The organism is Streptomyces lydicus (assembly GCF_000717345.1).
Lineage (GTDB): Bacteria > Actinomycetota > Actinomycetes > Streptomycetales > Streptomycetaceae > Streptomyces > Streptomyces lydicus.
The window spans coordinates 177,361-193,282 of the sequence record NZ_JNZA01000007.1; the positions used below are offsets into that span (position 1 = coordinate 177,361).

The 15,922-nt window shown below is 70.8% G+C and carries 13 protein-coding genes; 3 read left to right on the plus strand and 10 right to left on the minus strand.

What is annotated here, in order from left to right; genetic code table 11:
- Window positions 1-13 precede the first annotated feature (13 nt).
- The gene (locus tag OO62_RS08280) at window positions 14-1,381 is read right to left on the minus strand and encodes a UDP-glucose dehydrogenase family protein (RefSeq protein ID WP_033266598.1); all 1,368 of its coding nucleotides are present in this window, start codon (window positions 1,379-1,381) and stop codon (window positions 14-16) included.
- Between the two features lie 210 nt (window positions 1,382-1,591).
- Between OO62_RS08280 and OO62_RS08285 the strand changes: the two genes are divergently transcribed.
- A complete protein-coding gene (locus OO62_RS08285; protein ID WP_033266599.1) occupies window positions 1,592-2,764 on the plus strand; it encodes an acyl-CoA dehydrogenase family protein in 1,173 nt (390 codons plus the stop codon).
- A 188-nt stretch (window positions 2,765-2,952) separates the two neighbouring features.
- On the opposite strand, the gene OO62_RS39520 is transcribed toward OO62_RS08285, so the two are convergent.
- Both OO62_RS39520 and OO62_RS08295 read right to left on the minus strand, forming a co-directional pair.
- Entirely contained in the window at window positions 2,953-3,357 is a 405-nt protein-coding gene (locus OO62_RS39520; protein ID WP_129322974.1) for a hypothetical protein, read from the minus strand.
- 516 nt (window positions 3,358-3,873) lie between these two features.
- On the minus strand, window positions 3,874-5,160 hold the full coding sequence (locus OO62_RS08295) for an LCP family protein (RefSeq protein WP_033266601.1): 1,287 nt from the start codon (window positions 5,158-5,160) through the stop codon (window positions 3,874-3,876).
- Window positions 5,161-5,400: 240 nt separating this feature from the next.
- Here OO62_RS08295 and OO62_RS08300 point away from each other — a divergent pair, with 240 nt between their 5' ends.
- Complete coding sequence (locus OO62_RS08300) at window positions 5,401-5,955, plus strand: acyl-CoA thioesterase (protein ID WP_033266602.1); 555 nt, start codon at window positions 5,401-5,403, stop codon at window positions 5,953-5,955.
- On the opposite strand, the gene OO62_RS08305 is transcribed toward OO62_RS08300, so the two are convergent.
- The 3 genes from OO62_RS08305 to OO62_RS08315 all read right to left on the minus strand — a co-directional run bounded on the left by OO62_RS08305 (window position 5,906) and on the right by OO62_RS08315 (window position 8,556).
- The gene (locus OO62_RS08305) at window positions 5,906-6,487 is read right to left on the minus strand and encodes a VanZ family protein (protein ID WP_033266603.1); all 582 of its coding nucleotides are present in this window, start codon (window positions 6,485-6,487) and stop codon (window positions 5,906-5,908) included. The two genes, OO62_RS08300 and OO62_RS08305, sit on opposite strands and share 50 nt — an antisense overlap.
- 40 nt (window positions 6,488-6,527) lie before the next feature.
- Window positions 6,528-7,034 (minus strand): hypothetical protein, encoded by a 507-nt coding sequence (locus OO62_RS08310; RefSeq protein WP_033266604.1) that lies wholly within the window; start codon window positions 7,032-7,034, stop codon window positions 6,528-6,530.
- A gap of 73 nt (window positions 7,035-7,107) precedes the next feature.
- Window positions 7,108-8,556, minus strand: a complete 1,449-nt coding sequence (locus OO62_RS08315) for an LCP family protein (RefSeq protein ID WP_033266605.1) — start codon at window positions 8,554-8,556, stop codon at window positions 7,108-7,110.
- Between the two features lie 267 nt (window positions 8,557-8,823).
- Between OO62_RS08315 and OO62_RS08320 the strand changes: the two genes are divergently transcribed.
- Complete coding sequence (locus tag OO62_RS08320) at window positions 8,824-9,855, plus strand: glycosyltransferase family 2 protein (protein WP_033266606.1); 1,032 nt, start codon at window positions 8,824-8,826, stop codon at window positions 9,853-9,855.
- A gap of 94 nt (window positions 9,856-9,949) precedes the next feature.
- Here the strand turns inward: OO62_RS08320 and OO62_RS08325 are convergent, their stop codons facing one another.
- The 4 genes from OO62_RS08325 to OO62_RS08340 all read right to left on the minus strand — a co-directional run bounded on the left by OO62_RS08325 (window position 9,950) and on the right by OO62_RS08340 (window position 15,866).
- A complete protein-coding gene (locus tag OO62_RS08325) occupies window positions 9,950-11,656 on the minus strand; it encodes an LCP family glycopolymer transferase (RefSeq protein WP_033266607.1) in 1,707 nt (568 codons plus the stop codon).
- A 72-nt stretch (window positions 11,657-11,728) separates the two neighbouring features.
- Entirely contained in the window at window positions 11,729-13,498 is a 1,770-nt protein-coding gene (locus OO62_RS08330) for an LCP family protein (RefSeq protein ID WP_033266608.1), read from the minus strand.
- A gap of 237 nt (window positions 13,499-13,735) precedes the next feature.
- Window positions 13,736-14,944, minus strand: a complete 1,209-nt coding sequence (locus OO62_RS08335; RefSeq protein ID WP_033266609.1) for an LCP family protein — start codon at window positions 14,942-14,944, stop codon at window positions 13,736-13,738.
- Window positions 14,945-15,101: 157 nt separating this feature from the next.
- Complete coding sequence (locus OO62_RS08340; RefSeq protein ID WP_033266610.1) at window positions 15,102-15,866, minus strand: TIGR03089 family protein; 765 nt, start codon at window positions 15,864-15,866, stop codon at window positions 15,102-15,104.
- Window positions 15,867-15,922: the final 56 nt, after the last annotated feature.

A 15,922-nucleotide genomic window follows, 5' to 3' on the forward strand; every position in this document is an offset into this window, starting at 1 on the left:
GCGGTCGTTCGGATCAGGCGCGCGGGCGGCCCAGGGCGCGGTACGTCCAGCCGGCCTTCCGCCACAGCTGCGGGTCCAGGGCGTTGCGGCCGTCCAGGATGCGGCGCTCGGCGACCACCTCGCCCAGGGCCGCCGGGTCCAGCTCGCGGAACTCGCGCCACTCGGTCAGGTGCAGCACCGCATCGGCGCCGCGCACCGCCTCCAGCGCGCTGTCCGCGTACGCCAGCGTCGGGAAGAGCCGCCGGGCGTTCTCCATGCCCTTCGGGTCGTACACGGTGACCTGGCCGCCCTGGAGGTGGATCTGGCCGGCGACGTTGAGCGCGGGGGAGTCGCGGACGTCGTCCGAGTCCGGCTTGAAGGTCGCGCCGAGGACGGCGACCCGCTTGCCGAGGAAGCCGCCGCCGACCGCGTCCCGGGTCAGCTCGACCATGTGGCCGCGGCGCCGCATGTTGATCGAGTCGATCTCGCGCAGGAACGTCAGAGCCTGGTCGGCGCCCAGCTCACCGGCGCGCGCCATGAAGGCCCGCAGGTCCTTGGGCAGGCAGCCGCCGCCGAAGCCGATGCCGGCGCGGAGGAACTTCTTGCCGATCCGCTCGTCGTGCCCGATCGCCTCGGCCAGCTTCACCACGTCGCCGTCGGCGGCCTCGCACACCTCGGCCATCGCGTTGATGAAGGAGATCTTGGTGGCCAGGAAGGAGTTGGCGGAGGTCTTCACCAGCTCGGCGGTCGGGTAGTCCATGACGATGAACGGGGAGCCCTCGGCGATCGGGGTGGCGTACACCTCGCGCAGCAGCTCCTCGGCCCTCCCCCAGCTACCGCTGGGAGGTGCCCCCACGCCGGCCACCCCGGCCACCAGCCGGTCCGGGTGCAGGGTGTCCTCGACGGCGAAGCCCTCGCGCAGGAACTCCGGGTTCCAGGCCAGCTCGGCGTCCGCGCCCGCGGGGGCCGCCGCGGCCAGCCGCTCGGCGAGCCGGGCCGCGCTGCCCACCGGCACCGTCGACTTGCCGACCACCAGCGTGGGCCGGGTCAGATGCGGCGCCAGCGCGTCGAAGGCGCTGTCGACGTACGACATGTCACAGGCGTACTCACCGTGCTTCTGCGGGGTGTTCACGCAGACGAAGTGCACATCGCCGAACGCCCCGACCTCCTCGTAGGAGGTGGTGAAGCGCAGCCGGCCGGTGGAGCCCTCGATCCCGGCGACGTGCCGGCGCAGCAGCTCCGCCAGGCCCGGCTCGTACATCGGGACCTCGCCGCGCTGCAGCATCTCGATCTTCTCGGGCACCACGTCGAGCCCCAGCACCTCGAAGCCCAGCTCGGCCATGGCCGCGGCGTGGGTGGCACCGAGGTAGCCGGTGCCGATCACGGTGATCTTGAGGGCCATGAAGAACGCTCCAGAAGCTGACGGGAAAGGGCGCGGACCGAGCATAGTCGCGCGTCGAACGCCCTACTCCAGCCGTGGTGGGGGCGCACGGGTAACTGTCGGCAACCTCACGTATCCGCAGACGGGGTCCGGCACCTAGAATCCGGGATGGACACGGGTTACTTAACGGTAGTTAGCACTGGCATTCACCTCACAGGGGAGTGAGAAACGTTGGCGGGAACCGCTGATTTCGATCTGTACCGGACGTCGGAGGAGCACGACATGCTCCGCGAGTCGGTGCGCTCGCTCGCCGAGGCGAAGATCGCGCCGTTCGCCGCCGAGGTGGACGAGGAGGGTCGCTTCCCGCAGGAGGCGCGCGACGCGCTGACCCTGAACGACCTGCACGCCGTCCACGTCCCCGAGGCGTACGGCGGCGCCGGCGCCGACGCGCTGGCCACGGTCATCGTCATCGAGGAGGTCGCCCGGGTCTGTGCCTCGTCCTCCCTGATCCCGGCGGTCAACAAGCTCGGCTCGCTGCCGGTGATCCTCTCCGGCTCCGAGGAGCTGAAGAAGAAGTACCTGGGCCCGCTGGCCAAGGGCGACGCGATGTTCTCGTACGCCCTGAGCGAGCCGGACGCGGGCTCGGACGCGGCGGGCATGAAGACCAAGGCCGTCCGCGACGGCGACTTCTGGGTGCTCAACGGCGTCAAGCGCTGGATCACCAACGCCGGCGTCAGCGAGTACTACACGGTGATGGCCGTCACCGACCCCGAGAAGCGCTCCAAGGGCATCTCGGCGTTCGTCGTAGAGAAGAGCGACGAGGGCGTCTCCTTCGGCGCCCCGGAGAAGAAGCTCGGCATCAAGGGCTCCCCGACCCGCGAGGTCTACCTCGACAACGTCCGGATCCCGGCCGACCGCATGATCGGCGCCGAGGGCACCGGCTTCGCCACCGCCATGAAGACCCTGGACCACACCCGCATCACCATCGCGGCCCAGGCGCTCGGCATAGCCCAGGGCGCCCTGGACTACGCCAAGGGCTACGTCCAGGAGCGCAAGCAGTTCGGCAAGCCGATCGGCGACTTCCAGGGCGTCCAGTTCATGCTCGCCGACATGGCGATGAAGCTGGAGGCCGCCCGTCAGCTGACCTACGCCGCGGCCGCCCGCTCCGAGCGGATCTCGGCCGGCGGCAAGGGCGAGGACCTGACGTTCTTCGGCGCCGCGGCCAAGTGCTACGCCTCCGACGCGGCCATGGAGATCACCACCGACGCCGTCCAGCTGCTCGGCGGCTACGGCTACACCCGCGACTACCCGTTGGAGCGGATGATGCGGGACGCCAAGATCACCCAGATCTACGAGGGCACCAACCAGGTCCAGCGCATCGTGATGGCGCGCAACCTGCCGTAGCAGGGATTTCACAGGTCAGCGCTCATCTTTGGCGGCCTGTGGGCTCCATCCGGTCCGCACGGGTCGGGTTTGGGGCGATCGCGGACGTAAGAGGCCCCTGCGTCGCAGGGGCCTCCCTCTTTTTCAAGAAACGCATGTCACTGATGGGCGTCAGGCCGCCACCAGTGGCACAGCCTCATGCAGTCATGTCAGATCCAACGGACGCAGGAGTTTCGAATGTAGTTTCCTTCGAACCTTCCCACCTCGACACCGATCTTGCCGATCCCGCTGCTGTCAGTCGCGTGGGTCTTCCATTTCTGCCAGGTGCCGTTGCCCTTGGTGTTGATGTGCCACGACCACTTTTTGACTGTGCTGATGTTCGATGTGAGGAGTCGGATACCTGCATTTTTTCCGTCGGGGAGGATGTCGTCCACCTGCAACGACACATTGATACTCTTCACCCCGTTGTGGAAATCCCGGACCGTGATGGTTCCGTTGGCACCGGTGGTGTGGCAACTCGGCTGTACAGTGGTGGCGCTTGCCGTAGCTGACTGAAGTGTCGTGAGTGCCAAGGTCGCCATACCGACCCCCAGTATTTTCTTGCCGATATGCATTCTTGCCCCCATTTTCCTGACTGAATTCGAATGCCATCACAATGCGGCCTTCAGGTCCTCGGACCGTGTGATGTGCGTATTACGCTAGCAACTGACGCACGCAGGTGCCCATTAATTTGCCAGTGCGGCGATTCCATCCCGAATCTGCATTAGTAATCACAAATCACCGCGGCGTGCCGCCCCGAGAGGTGCCGCCGAAGGACCGATCGGCCGCCCTGGGTGCCGGCGGGCGTGATCGCGCTTTCGGGTTTGATGGATTTTCCTTGGCGGCGAGGTGACTGACGGAGCGTCCTCTCCGTGGAGAGGCGCACCTCTAGGGAAATGGAAACTGGCCACAAATGGCGTGGGTGTAGCCACGGCCCAAGGTGTGCCGGGTCAGTGGAGCAGCAGCAGTGCCGGAGCGTGGACTGCGCATTGGTGGTGCGAGCTGATGACAGCACGGTCCTGGCATCCGGCACGAGAAGAGGGCCCCGGGTCGCCGTCGCGACCCGGGGCCCTTTGCCGTGCGGCCGGCGGTCAGTTGCCGCTGACCGTGACCTTCTCGTCGTTGTTCAGCTGCTGCACCAGCTGCTGCAGCTTGGCCTTGTCCCAGACCAGGTTGCCGCCGGTGGAGCCGGAGACCGGCATGTTCATCGACTTGCCGTCGCCGCTGGTGACGCCCTTCATCGCGAAGAACATTTGGCCCAGGTCCCACAGGCTCATGTCCTTGTCGACGATGAGGGTGTCCAGGCCGGCGCCCATCGTCGGGTAGAGCTTGAAGGGGTTGAGCACGGTGGCGGGGGTGGCCGTCTGGCTCGCCAGCGCGGACAGGAACTTCTGCTGGTTCTTCGTGCGGTCCAGGTCACTGCCCGCGAAGGCGTGCCGGGTACGGACGAAGGCGAGTGCCTGCTGGCCGTTGAGGGTCTGCTTGCCCGCCGGGAAGTCGGCGCCCGACCACTTGTCCTTGAACGCCTTGGGGATGTTCAGCTCCACACCGCCGATGGCGTCGACGATGTTCGCGAAGCCGGCGAAACCGATCTCGACGTAGTGGTCGATGTGCAGGTGGGTGTTGGACTCGACGGTACGCACCAGCAGCTCGGGGCCGTCCTCGGCGTAGGCCGCGTTCAGCTTGGTGTGCCGGCCGGTGCCCGGGTACTTCTTGCCGGAGTCCGAGCCGACGAAGGACGGTATCTCGACGTCCGAGTCACGCGGCAGCGAGATCAGCGTCGGGCCGTTGCTGCCGTCGTGCAGGATCATCATCGAGTCGGTCCGCTTGCCCTCCGCGGAGCCGGTGTGCAGCTTCTTCTTGTCCGCGGCGGTCATGCCCTCACGGCTGTCCGAGCCGACGATCAGGTAGTTCGTGCCGTCGCCCGTCTCCGGCCGGTCGATGACCTTGCTCAGGTCGACCTGGCGGCGCAGCTTGCCGTCGGCCCAGAAGTACGTGGCGACCGAGCCGACCAGCAGCACCGCGACCAGCGTGATCACGGTCCACTTGATGCGCCGGCCCCAGCGGGGGCGCGGCCGGCCGCCGTAGCCGTCGTCGTGGCCGCCTCCGCCACCGCGGCCACCGCCGCCGTAGACCTGGCCGGTGTTGTAACCGTCGTACGCGTCGTCGTAGCCCTGGGACTGCTGCGGCGGCACACCGGCGCCCCTGCGCGGGGACATCGACGGCGGGAGCGGGGGCTCGTGCCGCGGATAGCCGGGGGCCGCGTCGCGCCGCACCTGCGGCATCGCACGCGCACCCTCCGGATCGGCGCTGCTGCTGCCGCGTCCGTACCGGTTGCCGCTCTGGTCGCCGGACCACCCGTTGGGCCACTCATTCATACGGGGAAGTGTGCACGGCTCCGGGGGTGCTCCCATAGAGCGGGTGCCGGATCGGGGCGGGGCTGTTGCAGAGCTGATGCAAAGCTACGGCGGCCTACCAGCGCATATCTGAAGCGGATGTGACCTTTACGACGGTGCTGAATGGAAGCATCCATTCCGGATGGTTTCCGGCCGGGCGGCGAGACCTGTGTCACGTACGGCGGGCGCGGGTGCCCTCCGGTCCCCGCTTACGCTGGCTGCATGACCGAACTCGTCACCAGCGACCCCGACGGTGAGCTCGTGGGCAAGCCCACCTCCGTGTCCCGCATCACGCTCAGCCACATCATGACGGCCGGCGACACGAACCTCCTCGGGTCGGTGCACGGCGGCGTGATCATGAAACTGGTCGACGATGCCGCGGGCGCGGTGGCCGGACGCCACTCCGGCGGCCCGGCCGTGACCGCCTCCATGGACGAGATGGCCTTCCTGGAGCCGGTCCGGATCGGGGACCTCGTCCATGTCCGCGCCCAGGTCAACTGGACCGGCCGCTCCTCGATGGAGGTCGGCGTACGGGTCCTGGCCGAGCGGTGGAACGAGTCCAGCCCCGCCCAGCAGGTCGGCTCCGCCTACCTCGTCTTCGCCGCCGTCGACGAGCACGGCAAGCCGCGCCGGGTGCCGCCGGTGGTCCCCGAGACCGAGCGGGACAAGCGCCGCTACCAGGAGGCGCAGATCCGCCGTACGCACCGCCTCGCCCGGCGCCGCGCGATCATGGAGCTGCGCGAACGGCGCGCCGCGGAAGGACTCGACGACGCATGACGGTCACCGCCAGCTGACCGAGCAGCCCGAGGCCGGCGCCGAGCACCGTGCCGGCCGCCGCGCACAGCACGTCGTCGACATCGGCGATCCGCCCGGCCCGCATCAGCAGCTGCGCCGTCTCGATCATCAGGCACAGCCCCACCCCGAGCAGGAACGCCGCGGCGGCCGGCACCCGCGGCGCCGCGAACCGCAGCAGCAGCGGCGCCGGCACGAACAGCGCGGCGTTGGCCGCCTGCCGCCGCACCAGCATCGCCAGCTCCGCGGGCTCCAGCTGGGCCCCCAGGTCGAGCAGCCCCTCACCGGGCCGCCACCACACCGTCGCGTCCCCCGAGCCGATCGGCTGGGTCGGCGCGAGCGTCGCCACCAGGAGCAGCAGCAGCCAGCCGGCCAGCAGGACCCGGGCGGTGGCGCGCGGTGCGCCGCTGGCCGGGGCGAGGGCGGCCCACAGGGCGAAGCCCACCGCCAGACCCAGCGCCGCGACCAGGAAGAGCGTCACGGTGGTGGGGGTGATGCCGAGCACGACCTGCCACACGAGGCGCGCCTTTCCGAAAGGTCCGGCAGTCCGGACGACGTCAGCTGCAACTCCACTTGGTGACGTAGAACGCCTCCCCGTGCTCCATGACGCCGCGGATGCACTCGTCCGCGAGCATCTCCACCCGGCCGCTCAGCACCACCGCGCCGCCCTGCGTCCGGCGGGTGCCGAACCAGCCGGGGAACGCGGTGATCCGGGGGTTCTTGCGCTGGTAGCCGAGCCGCACGGTGATCTCGTCGGCGCCGTCCCGCCCGTCGTCCCCCGCGAGCGCCCCGGCGGGAGCCGCGCCGCGCCGGGCCGCGGTGTGCCGCCGGTAGGCCGCGGTGTAGGTCCCGTCGGACCCCACCGGACCGCTCAGGCACAGCTGGCCGCGCACCAGGTCCCCGCAGCCGGTCGGCGCGTCGGGCGCCGGCGGGGCCGCCGCGGCGGTGGCCGCCACCAGGCACAGCGCCGCGACGCCCACCACCGCCCGGCGCGCGCGGCGGCGTGCGTCCGGCCGGCGGGCGGGCGGCCCGGTCAGGGTGCGGCGGGGCGCCGGCACACTCATGCCGCACCCCCGCCCCGCCCGGCCCCGCACGCGCGAGGCCGGCACCTTCCGACGACGGGCCCGCTCCGGCCGCTCATGGGCACACGGCCTCGTCGCCGGTGATCGCCGAGATCGCGCCGGGCTTGGGGTCCGGCTCCTCGGCCCGCACCCGCTTGACGGTGGTGTGGTTCCGGCCGACCGTCACCCGCATCGCCGGCCCCTGCCCGGGCACCGGCCGCAGCTCGGCCCCCGGCAGCGCCGCGGCCAGCGACCGGGCCGAGCGGTCCCAGCGCGGGTCGTAGGCGATGACCGTGCGGCCGACCTTGCCGAGCGTGGAGTTCCCGGGGGTGCCGACGGTGGCGAACCCGGTGGCGCCGAGCTGCTCGGCCACCGCGGCCCCCAGCCCCGCCCGGTCGGTGCCGTTGTCGACCTGCACCTGGATCTGGCCCGGCGGCACGTCCACGACCGCGGCCCGCGGCTTGCGGTCGTGGTGCACCGCGATCGGCCGGTCCTCGCGGATCGCCCGGAACAGCCGGGGCGCCGCCACCGGATCCCACCGCACCGTCGAGCCGACGCCCGGCACCGGCTGGGCCAGATTCCCCAGCGGCACCGAGGTGAACTCGGAGGACGACGGGGTGAACCCGCGCATCGCCTGCCCCAGGTCGACCAGGTCGTTGGCTGCGAAGCCCGAGTCGGCGCGGACGGACTGCAGCATCGTGTCGGCCACGTCCTTGAAGCGGATCGGGTTCATCAGCACTCCGGAGGAGGTGATCTTGTGAATGAGGGCCGCCAGGAAGCGCTGCTGGCGCTGCATCCGGCCGAGGTCCGCGGAGCCGTCGATGTGCCGCGAGCGCACGTACTGGAGCGCCTGCCCCCCGTTGAGCTGCGACTTCCCGACCGGCAGACGCAGCCCCGTATAGCTGTCGCGCAGCGGTCGTACGGTGCAGACCTCCACCCCGCCGACCGCGTCCACGCTGCGCATGAAGCTGGTGAAGTCGACCTCCAGATAGTGGTCGATGTGCACCCCCGTCATGTGCTCGACGGTCCGCACGGTCAGGTTGGGGCCGCCCTCCGCGTACGCCGCGTTCAGCTTGATCGCGTGCTGCGGGCGCAGCCGCCCGGTCGCCGCGTCGGTGTGCGCGGGCACCTCGGCGTAGGAGTCCCGCGGCAGGCTGACGACGCTGGCCCGGTCCCGGTCGGCGGACAGGTGCACCAGCATCAGGGTGTCGGTGCAGTGGCAGGGCGCGCCGCCCAGGTGGTACTTGCGCTTCTCCTCGCCGGTGAGCTTGTCCCGCCCGTCCGTGCCGACGACCAGGAAGTTCAGCCCGTCACCGCCCCCGGGCCGGTCGCTCATCCCCGTGAAGGCGTCCACCCGCCCGATGCCGCTCTCCACCCCGGTGACCATCGCGTGCCCGACGCCGCTCGCGGCCAGCAGCAGCACGGACGCGACGGCGCCGATCCGCAGCCCCCACCGCCGGCCCGACGCACCGCGGTGCGTCTCGGGCCGGTCGGCCGGGTCGGGGGAGCGGAACGGCGCTGTCACGGGGGACACCTCCGCGGCTGGCCGGGCGTGAGGGGTGCCCGGCGGGGGAGCGGTCGGGGAACGGGTGAGTGGGAGGAAACCGGCGCGGACACCGTAAGCCCATACGATCTGCTGCAAAGCGCCACACGCCGGGCATCGGCCGTCCGCCCACCCGGCTGCGTCCGAGGGCGTCCCCCATTCGCGGTAACGTGAGGCGCGATTCTGCAGTCTCCCGGCGGGCGCTGCCGTCGCTGGCGGCTCCGCCACGGGCCGTACCCGCGAGGAACCATGCCGCAGCAGCAGCCCCCGGCCGTCTCCGTGATCATGCCGGTGCTCAATGAGGAACGACACCTGCGCAATTCGGTCCGGCACATCCTGGAGCAGGAGTACGCCGGCGAAATGGAGGTGGTGATCGCCCTCGGCCCGTCCACGGACCGGACCGACGAGATCGCCGCCGAGCTGGTGGCCGAAGACCCCCGGGTGCACACCGTGCCCAACCCCACGGGCCGCACCCCCGCCGCGCTGAACGCCGCGATCAAGGCGTCCCGGCACCCCGTCGTGGTGCGCGTCGACGGTCACGGCATGCTCTCGCCCAACTACATCGCCACCGCGGTGCGCCTCCTGGAGGAGACCGGCGCCGCGAACGTCGGCGGCATCATGCACGCCGAGGGCGAGAACGCCTGGGAGGACGCGGTCGCCGCCGCGATGACCGCCAAGATCGGCGTGGGTAACGCGGCCTTCCACACCGGCGGCGAGGCCGGCCCGGCGGACACCGTCTACCTGGGCGTGTTCCGCCGTGACGCCCTGGAGCAGCAGGGCGGCTACAACGAGGAGTTCATCCGCGCCCAGGACTGGGAGCTGAACTTCCGCATCCGCGAGGCCGGCGGCCAGGTCTGGTTCTCGCCCGAACTGCGGGTCCAGTACCGGCCGCGCCCGAGCATCAAGGCGCTGGCCAAGCAGTACAAGGACTACGGGAAGTGGCGGCACGTGGTCGCCCGCTACCACGCCGGCTCGATCAACCTCCGCTACCTCGCCCCGCCGGCCGCGGTCTGCGCGATCGCCGCGGGGCTCGTGGTGGGCGCGGCCGTCACCCCCTGGGGCTTCGTCGTCCCCGCCGGCTACCTCGCGGCCATCACCGCGGGCTCCCTCCCCGCCGGCAAGGGCCTCTCCGTCAAGGCCCGGGTCCAGATCCCGGTCGCCCTGGCCACCATGCACATGTCCTGGGGCCTGGGCTTCCTCACCAGCCCCCGTTCGCTCGCCAAGCGGGTCATCGCCAGCCGCCGCCCGGCGGTGCCGGCACCGCCGGCGGACGTGGAGTAGGGGACTCCTGTTTTTTCCCCGCCGGCCACCCCCCTTCGGGGGGTGGCCGGGTGTATGTGCGCGGATCGCCGGCCCGCCAGAAATCGCCGGCCCGCTAGAAGGTGTACTGCGGATTCACCTTCATGCACGCCTTGGTGTCCTCGCCGTTGAGGGCGTCGGCGCTGTCGGGGGCCTTGTCCGCGGACTTCCCGCCGTCCTGCTGCTTCGGGTACGTGGCACCGCTGCGCCAGTCGTTGCCGACCACCAGCTGCATCCCGGTGGCCGAACTCGACTCCCGGACCGCGCTCTTGGGCAGCCCGAGCGCCTTGGCGACGGCCAGCGCATCGCCGCGCCGGTCCGCGCCGTGGTACGTCAGGGTGGTGTCGGCCTGACTGGTGAGCACGGAGGTGGTGGACGCCGCGCCGTAGCCGAGGTTCGCCAGCTGCTGCTGGACGACCTTGGCGCGCCCGGAAGCCGGGCCGCTGACCGTGCTGTTGGTGCCGTTCTGCACGACAACCTCCAGCTGGCCCTTGGGAGTTGACGCCTTGGGGTCGGCCGCCGGCTTCTTCTTCCGGTCCTTGCCGTCGAGCGCGGTGTCGTTGCGCAGCAGCGCGAAGGTCGCGTCCGCGTCGCCGGGCTTGGGCAGGACGTACGCCTCACCGGGACCGTAGACCCACGGCATGGTCACCATCGTGATCCGCTTGGTCGGTACCCGGCTGAGGTCACCGCCCAGGTCGTAAAGCTTCTTGACGGTGTCGAGCCCGTTGTCGACGGTGAGTGCGTTGGTCGCGGCCTCCGCCAGGTCCCGCAGCTGGCCGGGGTTGGTGAGCTTGGTGCCCTTCTTCAGCTGGCGGACCATCGAGTTCATGTACATGTGCTGGGCCTTGGCCCGGCCGATGTCGGTGTTGTCCTCGAAGCCGTAGCGCGTCCGCAGCCACTGCAGGGCCTGCACCCCCTTGACCGGGTGGGTGCCCTTGGTGAGCCGCAGACCGCTGCCGTGGCCCTTGCTGTCGTGCGAGTAGACGTTGTTGTCGACGCAGACCGGGACGCCGCCGATGGCGTCGGCCATGTCCACCACGCCGGAGAAGTCGACCATCATGAAGTGGTCGATGTAGACGCCGGTCAACTCCTGCCAGGTGGCGAGGGTGCAGCCCGGGCCGCCGTGCTGGAGCGACTGGTTGATGGCCCCGGTGGTCTGCGGATAGACCGCGCCGTTCTTCGGGTCGGTGCACTTGGGGATCATCACCCGGGTGTCCCGCGGGATGGAGATCACCGACATGTTGCTGCGGTCGGCGGAGACGTGCACCAGCATCTGGACGTCGGCCAGCGGCTTGCGGTCCGCGTCCTGACGGGCGCCGCCGAGCTCGATGTTCTTCTTGCTGTTCCGGCCGTCGGAGCCCAGCAGCAGGATGTTCAGCGGGCTCTGCCCGAACGCGTTGGGGTCCGGCTTCTTCAGGCCACCGCCGCCCAGGGACCGGGGTGCCTTACGGAGGTTCGCGTTGAGGTGCTCGTAGTACCAGTAGCCGGCGCCGGCCGCGCCCACTATGACGACGGCGACCGTCAGCGCGGTCCAGCGCAGCACCTTGCGGCCCTTGCCCTTGCGCGGGCGGCCCCCTTTGCGGTGGCCTCCGCCGTCGGGCCCGTCACCGTTCCCGGCACCGTCGCCGGCCGGCACGGCGCTGCCCTCGGGCGGCGTCCAGCCGGGCGCGTCCGGCGGCAGCCCCTGGTCCTCGTAGAGGCTGTCGTCCCAGCCCAGTTCCTGCGCGTCCGGTTGGCGCCGGCGCCGCCGTGATCTGTCACCACGCACACTGCTCTGCCGCATTGGGCCTTCTCCCCGTTGGATCAGTCCGGTGGTGCGCCCCGGCCGCCGTGCAGGGCAGCCGGGGTCCGCTCGTTACTTCGCGCAGACGTTCTTGTCGTCCGCGTTGACGTTCTGGACGTTGTCCGGAAGCTCGGTCGGCGCCGCGATCGGTGTGCCCGGTGCCGTGAAGTCCTTGCCGAGGATCAGCTTCATCGGCACCCGGTCCCCGGCGTTCTGCGAGGACTTCTTCAGCGCGCTCTTGGACAGACCCATCCAGTCGGCCAGGGTGGCGGCCTGGTCGGCCTGGTTCGGGGCGTACTCGAGACGGGTGGCGGACAGCTTGGCCGGCGCGTTGCCGGCGTTGGTGGACAGCCGGGCGCCCTTGGAGTTCTGCAGCCAGTCCACGGTCTCCTGCGCCGAGCCGATCGGGCCGCCGCCGTTGGTCACGTCGACCCGGACGAGCCCGGGCGGGGCCTTGCTGACCGGGGCCTTCTTGCCCTTGCCCTTCTTGCCCTTGGCCAGGGCGTGGTCGGCCCGCACCATCGCGAACAGCGGGTCGGCCTTCCCCTTGTCCAGGATGACGGTGGCCTTGTCGTTGGGGTTGTCCAGCACCGGCACCGTGGCGAAGGTGATCTTGTCGATGTTGACCCGCTTGAGGTCCTGGCCGAAGTCCAGCAGCTTCGACGCGCTCCCGATGCCGGTGTCGACGGTGAGCGCCTTGGTCGCCGCCTGGCTCACGGCGTAGAGCTTGCTCGGACTGCTGAAGGCGTCGGACTTCAGCTTGCGGATCAGCGAGCTGAGGAACTGCTGCTGCATCTTGATCCGGTCCAGGTCGCTGCCGAATCCGATGGCGTGCCGGGTACGGACGAACGCCAGCGCCTGCTCGCCCTTGACGGTGTGCCGGCCGGCCTTCAGCCGCAGGTGCGACTTGGGGTCGTTGAGGTCCTTGGCGGCGCACACCTCGACGCCGTCCACCGCGGTGGACAGTTCCTTGACCGCGTTGAAGTCGGCCATCATGAAGTGGTCGATCTTCAGGCCGGTCAGCTTCTCGACGGTCCGCCAGGTGCAGCCGGGGTCCCGGCCCTCCTGGCCCAGGCTGGTGTTGAAGCGCACCCCGTGCTCACCGGGGATGGTCTTCCTCGACCCGTCCTTCTGCTTGGTCGGGCAGTCGGGGATGTCGGTGATCATGTCGCGCGGGATGCTCAGCGCGGTGGCGTTCGACCGGTCCTTGGAGATGTGCATCAGCAGCGTGGTGTCCGCGTGCCCGACGCTGCCGGCGTCGCCGTAGCCCGAATTGCCCTTGCCGGAGCGGGCGTCGGTGCCGATGATCAGGACGTTCACCGGGCCGTCCGAGACGGCGTCGTTCTCCACGCCGACGTCGACCTTGTTGATGTTGCCGTTCAGCTGTTGGTACAGGTAGAACGCGCCGCCGCAGCCCGCGACGAGGACGAAGCCCACCACGCCGGCCGTCCAGTACAGCGCCTTCTTCCTGCCGGACGGCTTCGGTTTGCGCTTGCGGCGGCTCGCCGGGCCCGCGACCGGGGCCGAGGCCGCGGCCGAACGACTGCCGGACCGGCGGGCGGCCCGGCCGCCCGGGGGCCGCTCCTCCGCCTCGTCCGCGCCCCGCCCACCGCGCCGGCCGCCCTGGGCCGGCAGCGGACGGGTGTCGGTGTCAGCGACCTCGCCACCCGGCTTGCGCGCGGCGCGTCTTGAGCCGGGCGCCCTGCGGTCGGAGGGCCGAGCGGGAGCTTGACCGGCAGGGTCAAGTCGCAGCTCGTAGTTGCCGGTGTTCGGATCGAACACCCACTGATCGGCCGGGTCGACGTTGTCGTCGCCCGCCTGCCCACGGCCTTGCGCGTCCACGGTGCCTTGAGTCCTCCGTCGGTGCCACGCGGCGCCATCCCCTCAAGGCGCTCGGTAGGTCGATCGTGCGGTGCTGGTCATGCGTGCATGGTCATCGGTCAGCAGTACGTGCGGACCGGATCGCTCACACTATCCGCCCAGTTCAGCGCCCCGCGACGCGCGTGACAAATTCCACTTCCCTACAACTGGGCAATCCGCCCAATCCATTCGAGTCGCCGAGCGTACTTTGCGGCATCTTTATTCGCAGACCCCGTGTTCCGCCGTCGTCCCGGGAAAGGTCGGACCCGAACTCGCCGGCGGCGAGGGAGATCCTTCCGGCTTGCCGTCCGGGGAACCGGCCCCTGAACGGACCGGATTCTCCCCGCTCTCCCGCGCCGGGTCCACCGCCACCGGAAGATCCCTGCGCAACTGCCCGAAGAGCCGCTCGGCGTCCGGCTGCACCAGCTCGTCGCGGTTGGTGTCGAAGCGGTACTCCCGGCGCGGCACGGTCAGGAACTGGACCCGGTCGGTGGGAATGCTGCGGGTGCTGCGCACCAATTCGTACAGGCCCCGCAGAGAAGCCAGCGCGGCATCCGTGGTCAGTGAACTCGTTGCGGCGTCCAGCACCGGATACAGCCGGGTCGGATTGAGCAGGACACCATTACTCTGCACTTTCTTCACCAGAGCACCAAGAAATCGCTGTTGCCTCTCCATGCGCTGCGTGTCGCTGCCGTTGCCCAGGCTCTTCCGGGCCCTGACGTATCCGAGCGCGGCCTCCCCGTACAGCGTCTGCCGGCCCGCGGGCAGCCGCAGATGCGCCTCGTCGTCGCGCACCGCCTGCGGCAGGCAGACCTCCACCCCGTCCACCGCGTCGACCATCTTCGTGAACCCGACGAAATCGATGATCATGTAGTGGTCGATGCGGATGTTGGTCATCTTCTCGACTGTGCGGATCGAGCAGGCCGCCCCGCCGAACGCGAACGCCCAGTTGAACTGGGCCGTCTGCGACGTGGTCTCCGCCCCGTCGGAGCGCTTGCAGTGCGGCACCTGCACCATCAGGTCGCGCGGGATGCTGACCGCGGTGGCGCTCTTCCGGTCCGCCGCCAGGTGCAGCAGCATCGTGGTGTCCGAGCGCTGGCCGCGGCTGCTGCCGTACTTGCGGTTGCCGCCGTTGCGGCTGTCGGAGCCGATCAGCAGCAGGTTCTGGGCGTTGGGCGGGCCCGCCGGGGGCCGCTCGGACTCCCACTTGCGCAGCTCCCGCTCGGTGGCGCTGTCGGTGTGGATGTTGCTGTTGAGCTTGGTGTAGAGCGCCCAGCCGGTGCCCGCCCCGGCCAGCAGCGCCCCGGTGGCCCCGAGCGCGACCCAGCGCCGCCAGTGCCGGCGCACCGGCCCCGGCCCCCTGGCCGGGCGCTCGGCCCAGCCGGTGAACCTGGGGGGCTCGGGGGTCTCGGTCACCTGTGCGTCCATCCCTCACGGAGTCGGCCTCGCGCCCGCACGCGGGGCCGGACGGAAGAAGAGACCGGCGAAACCCGCGCAGGGTTGTACGTAACTCACGATCATGGACCTAAATGGGCGAAGGGGCCCGTCACGGACGCCTTTGCTGCGCCGGACGGGGGAGCGCCCGTCAGGACACCGCCGGCGGCGCCCGGAACGTGATCTTCTCGCTGGCCTCCCGGTCCGCCGCGGCCCCGGCGCCCAGCCGGTCGTGGTGCCGGCAGAGCACCACCGAGCCGCCGGCCGCCAGCGGCGCGTACAGCCCGTACGACAGGCCCTGCCAGCTGTCGTACGGCAGCGCCGACAGCACCCGCGGCGCCCCCGGCATCCCCGCCGCGTCCCCGTCGGCCAGCGCCCGGGCCGTGATGCCGGCGCCGGTCAGCTCCTCGCCGCCGACGACCAGCGCCACCTCACCGGGGTCCACCGGCGCGAACGGCGCGAAGCGGTCGCCCTGGCCCGGCACCTCCACGGCGTAGTCCGCGAAGCCCGCGGGCGGCTGCGGGAAGCGCCCGCCGAGCGGGCGCAGCGCCAGCGCCACCCGCTCCCCGGAGCACGCCCGCGCCGCGTCCAGCCCGTCAGGCCCGGCGACCACGAGGTCCGCCCCGGCCGGGTCGCCGCCCACCTCCGCGACCACACCCACCGCGGAGCAGGCCAGCAGCCACACCGCGGTCTGCCAGTGGGCGGGCAGCAGCAGCGCCAGCCGGTCGCCCGGCGCGGCGGCCAGATCGCCCTGGAGGTAGTTGGCGGTCTTGGCCACCCAATTGGCGAAGGTCGCGACGGACAGTTCCACGCGCTCGCCGGTGGCATCGTCGTAGAAGGTCACCAGCGGGCGGGCCGGATCCGCGGCGAGCGCGGAACTCAGCAGGTCGGCGGGGGTACGTTCGGTGGCGTTCATGGCGGCCAGGGTACGCAGGGCGGCTGCTGACGGTCGGTCGGGCGCGGCAGGCCCGG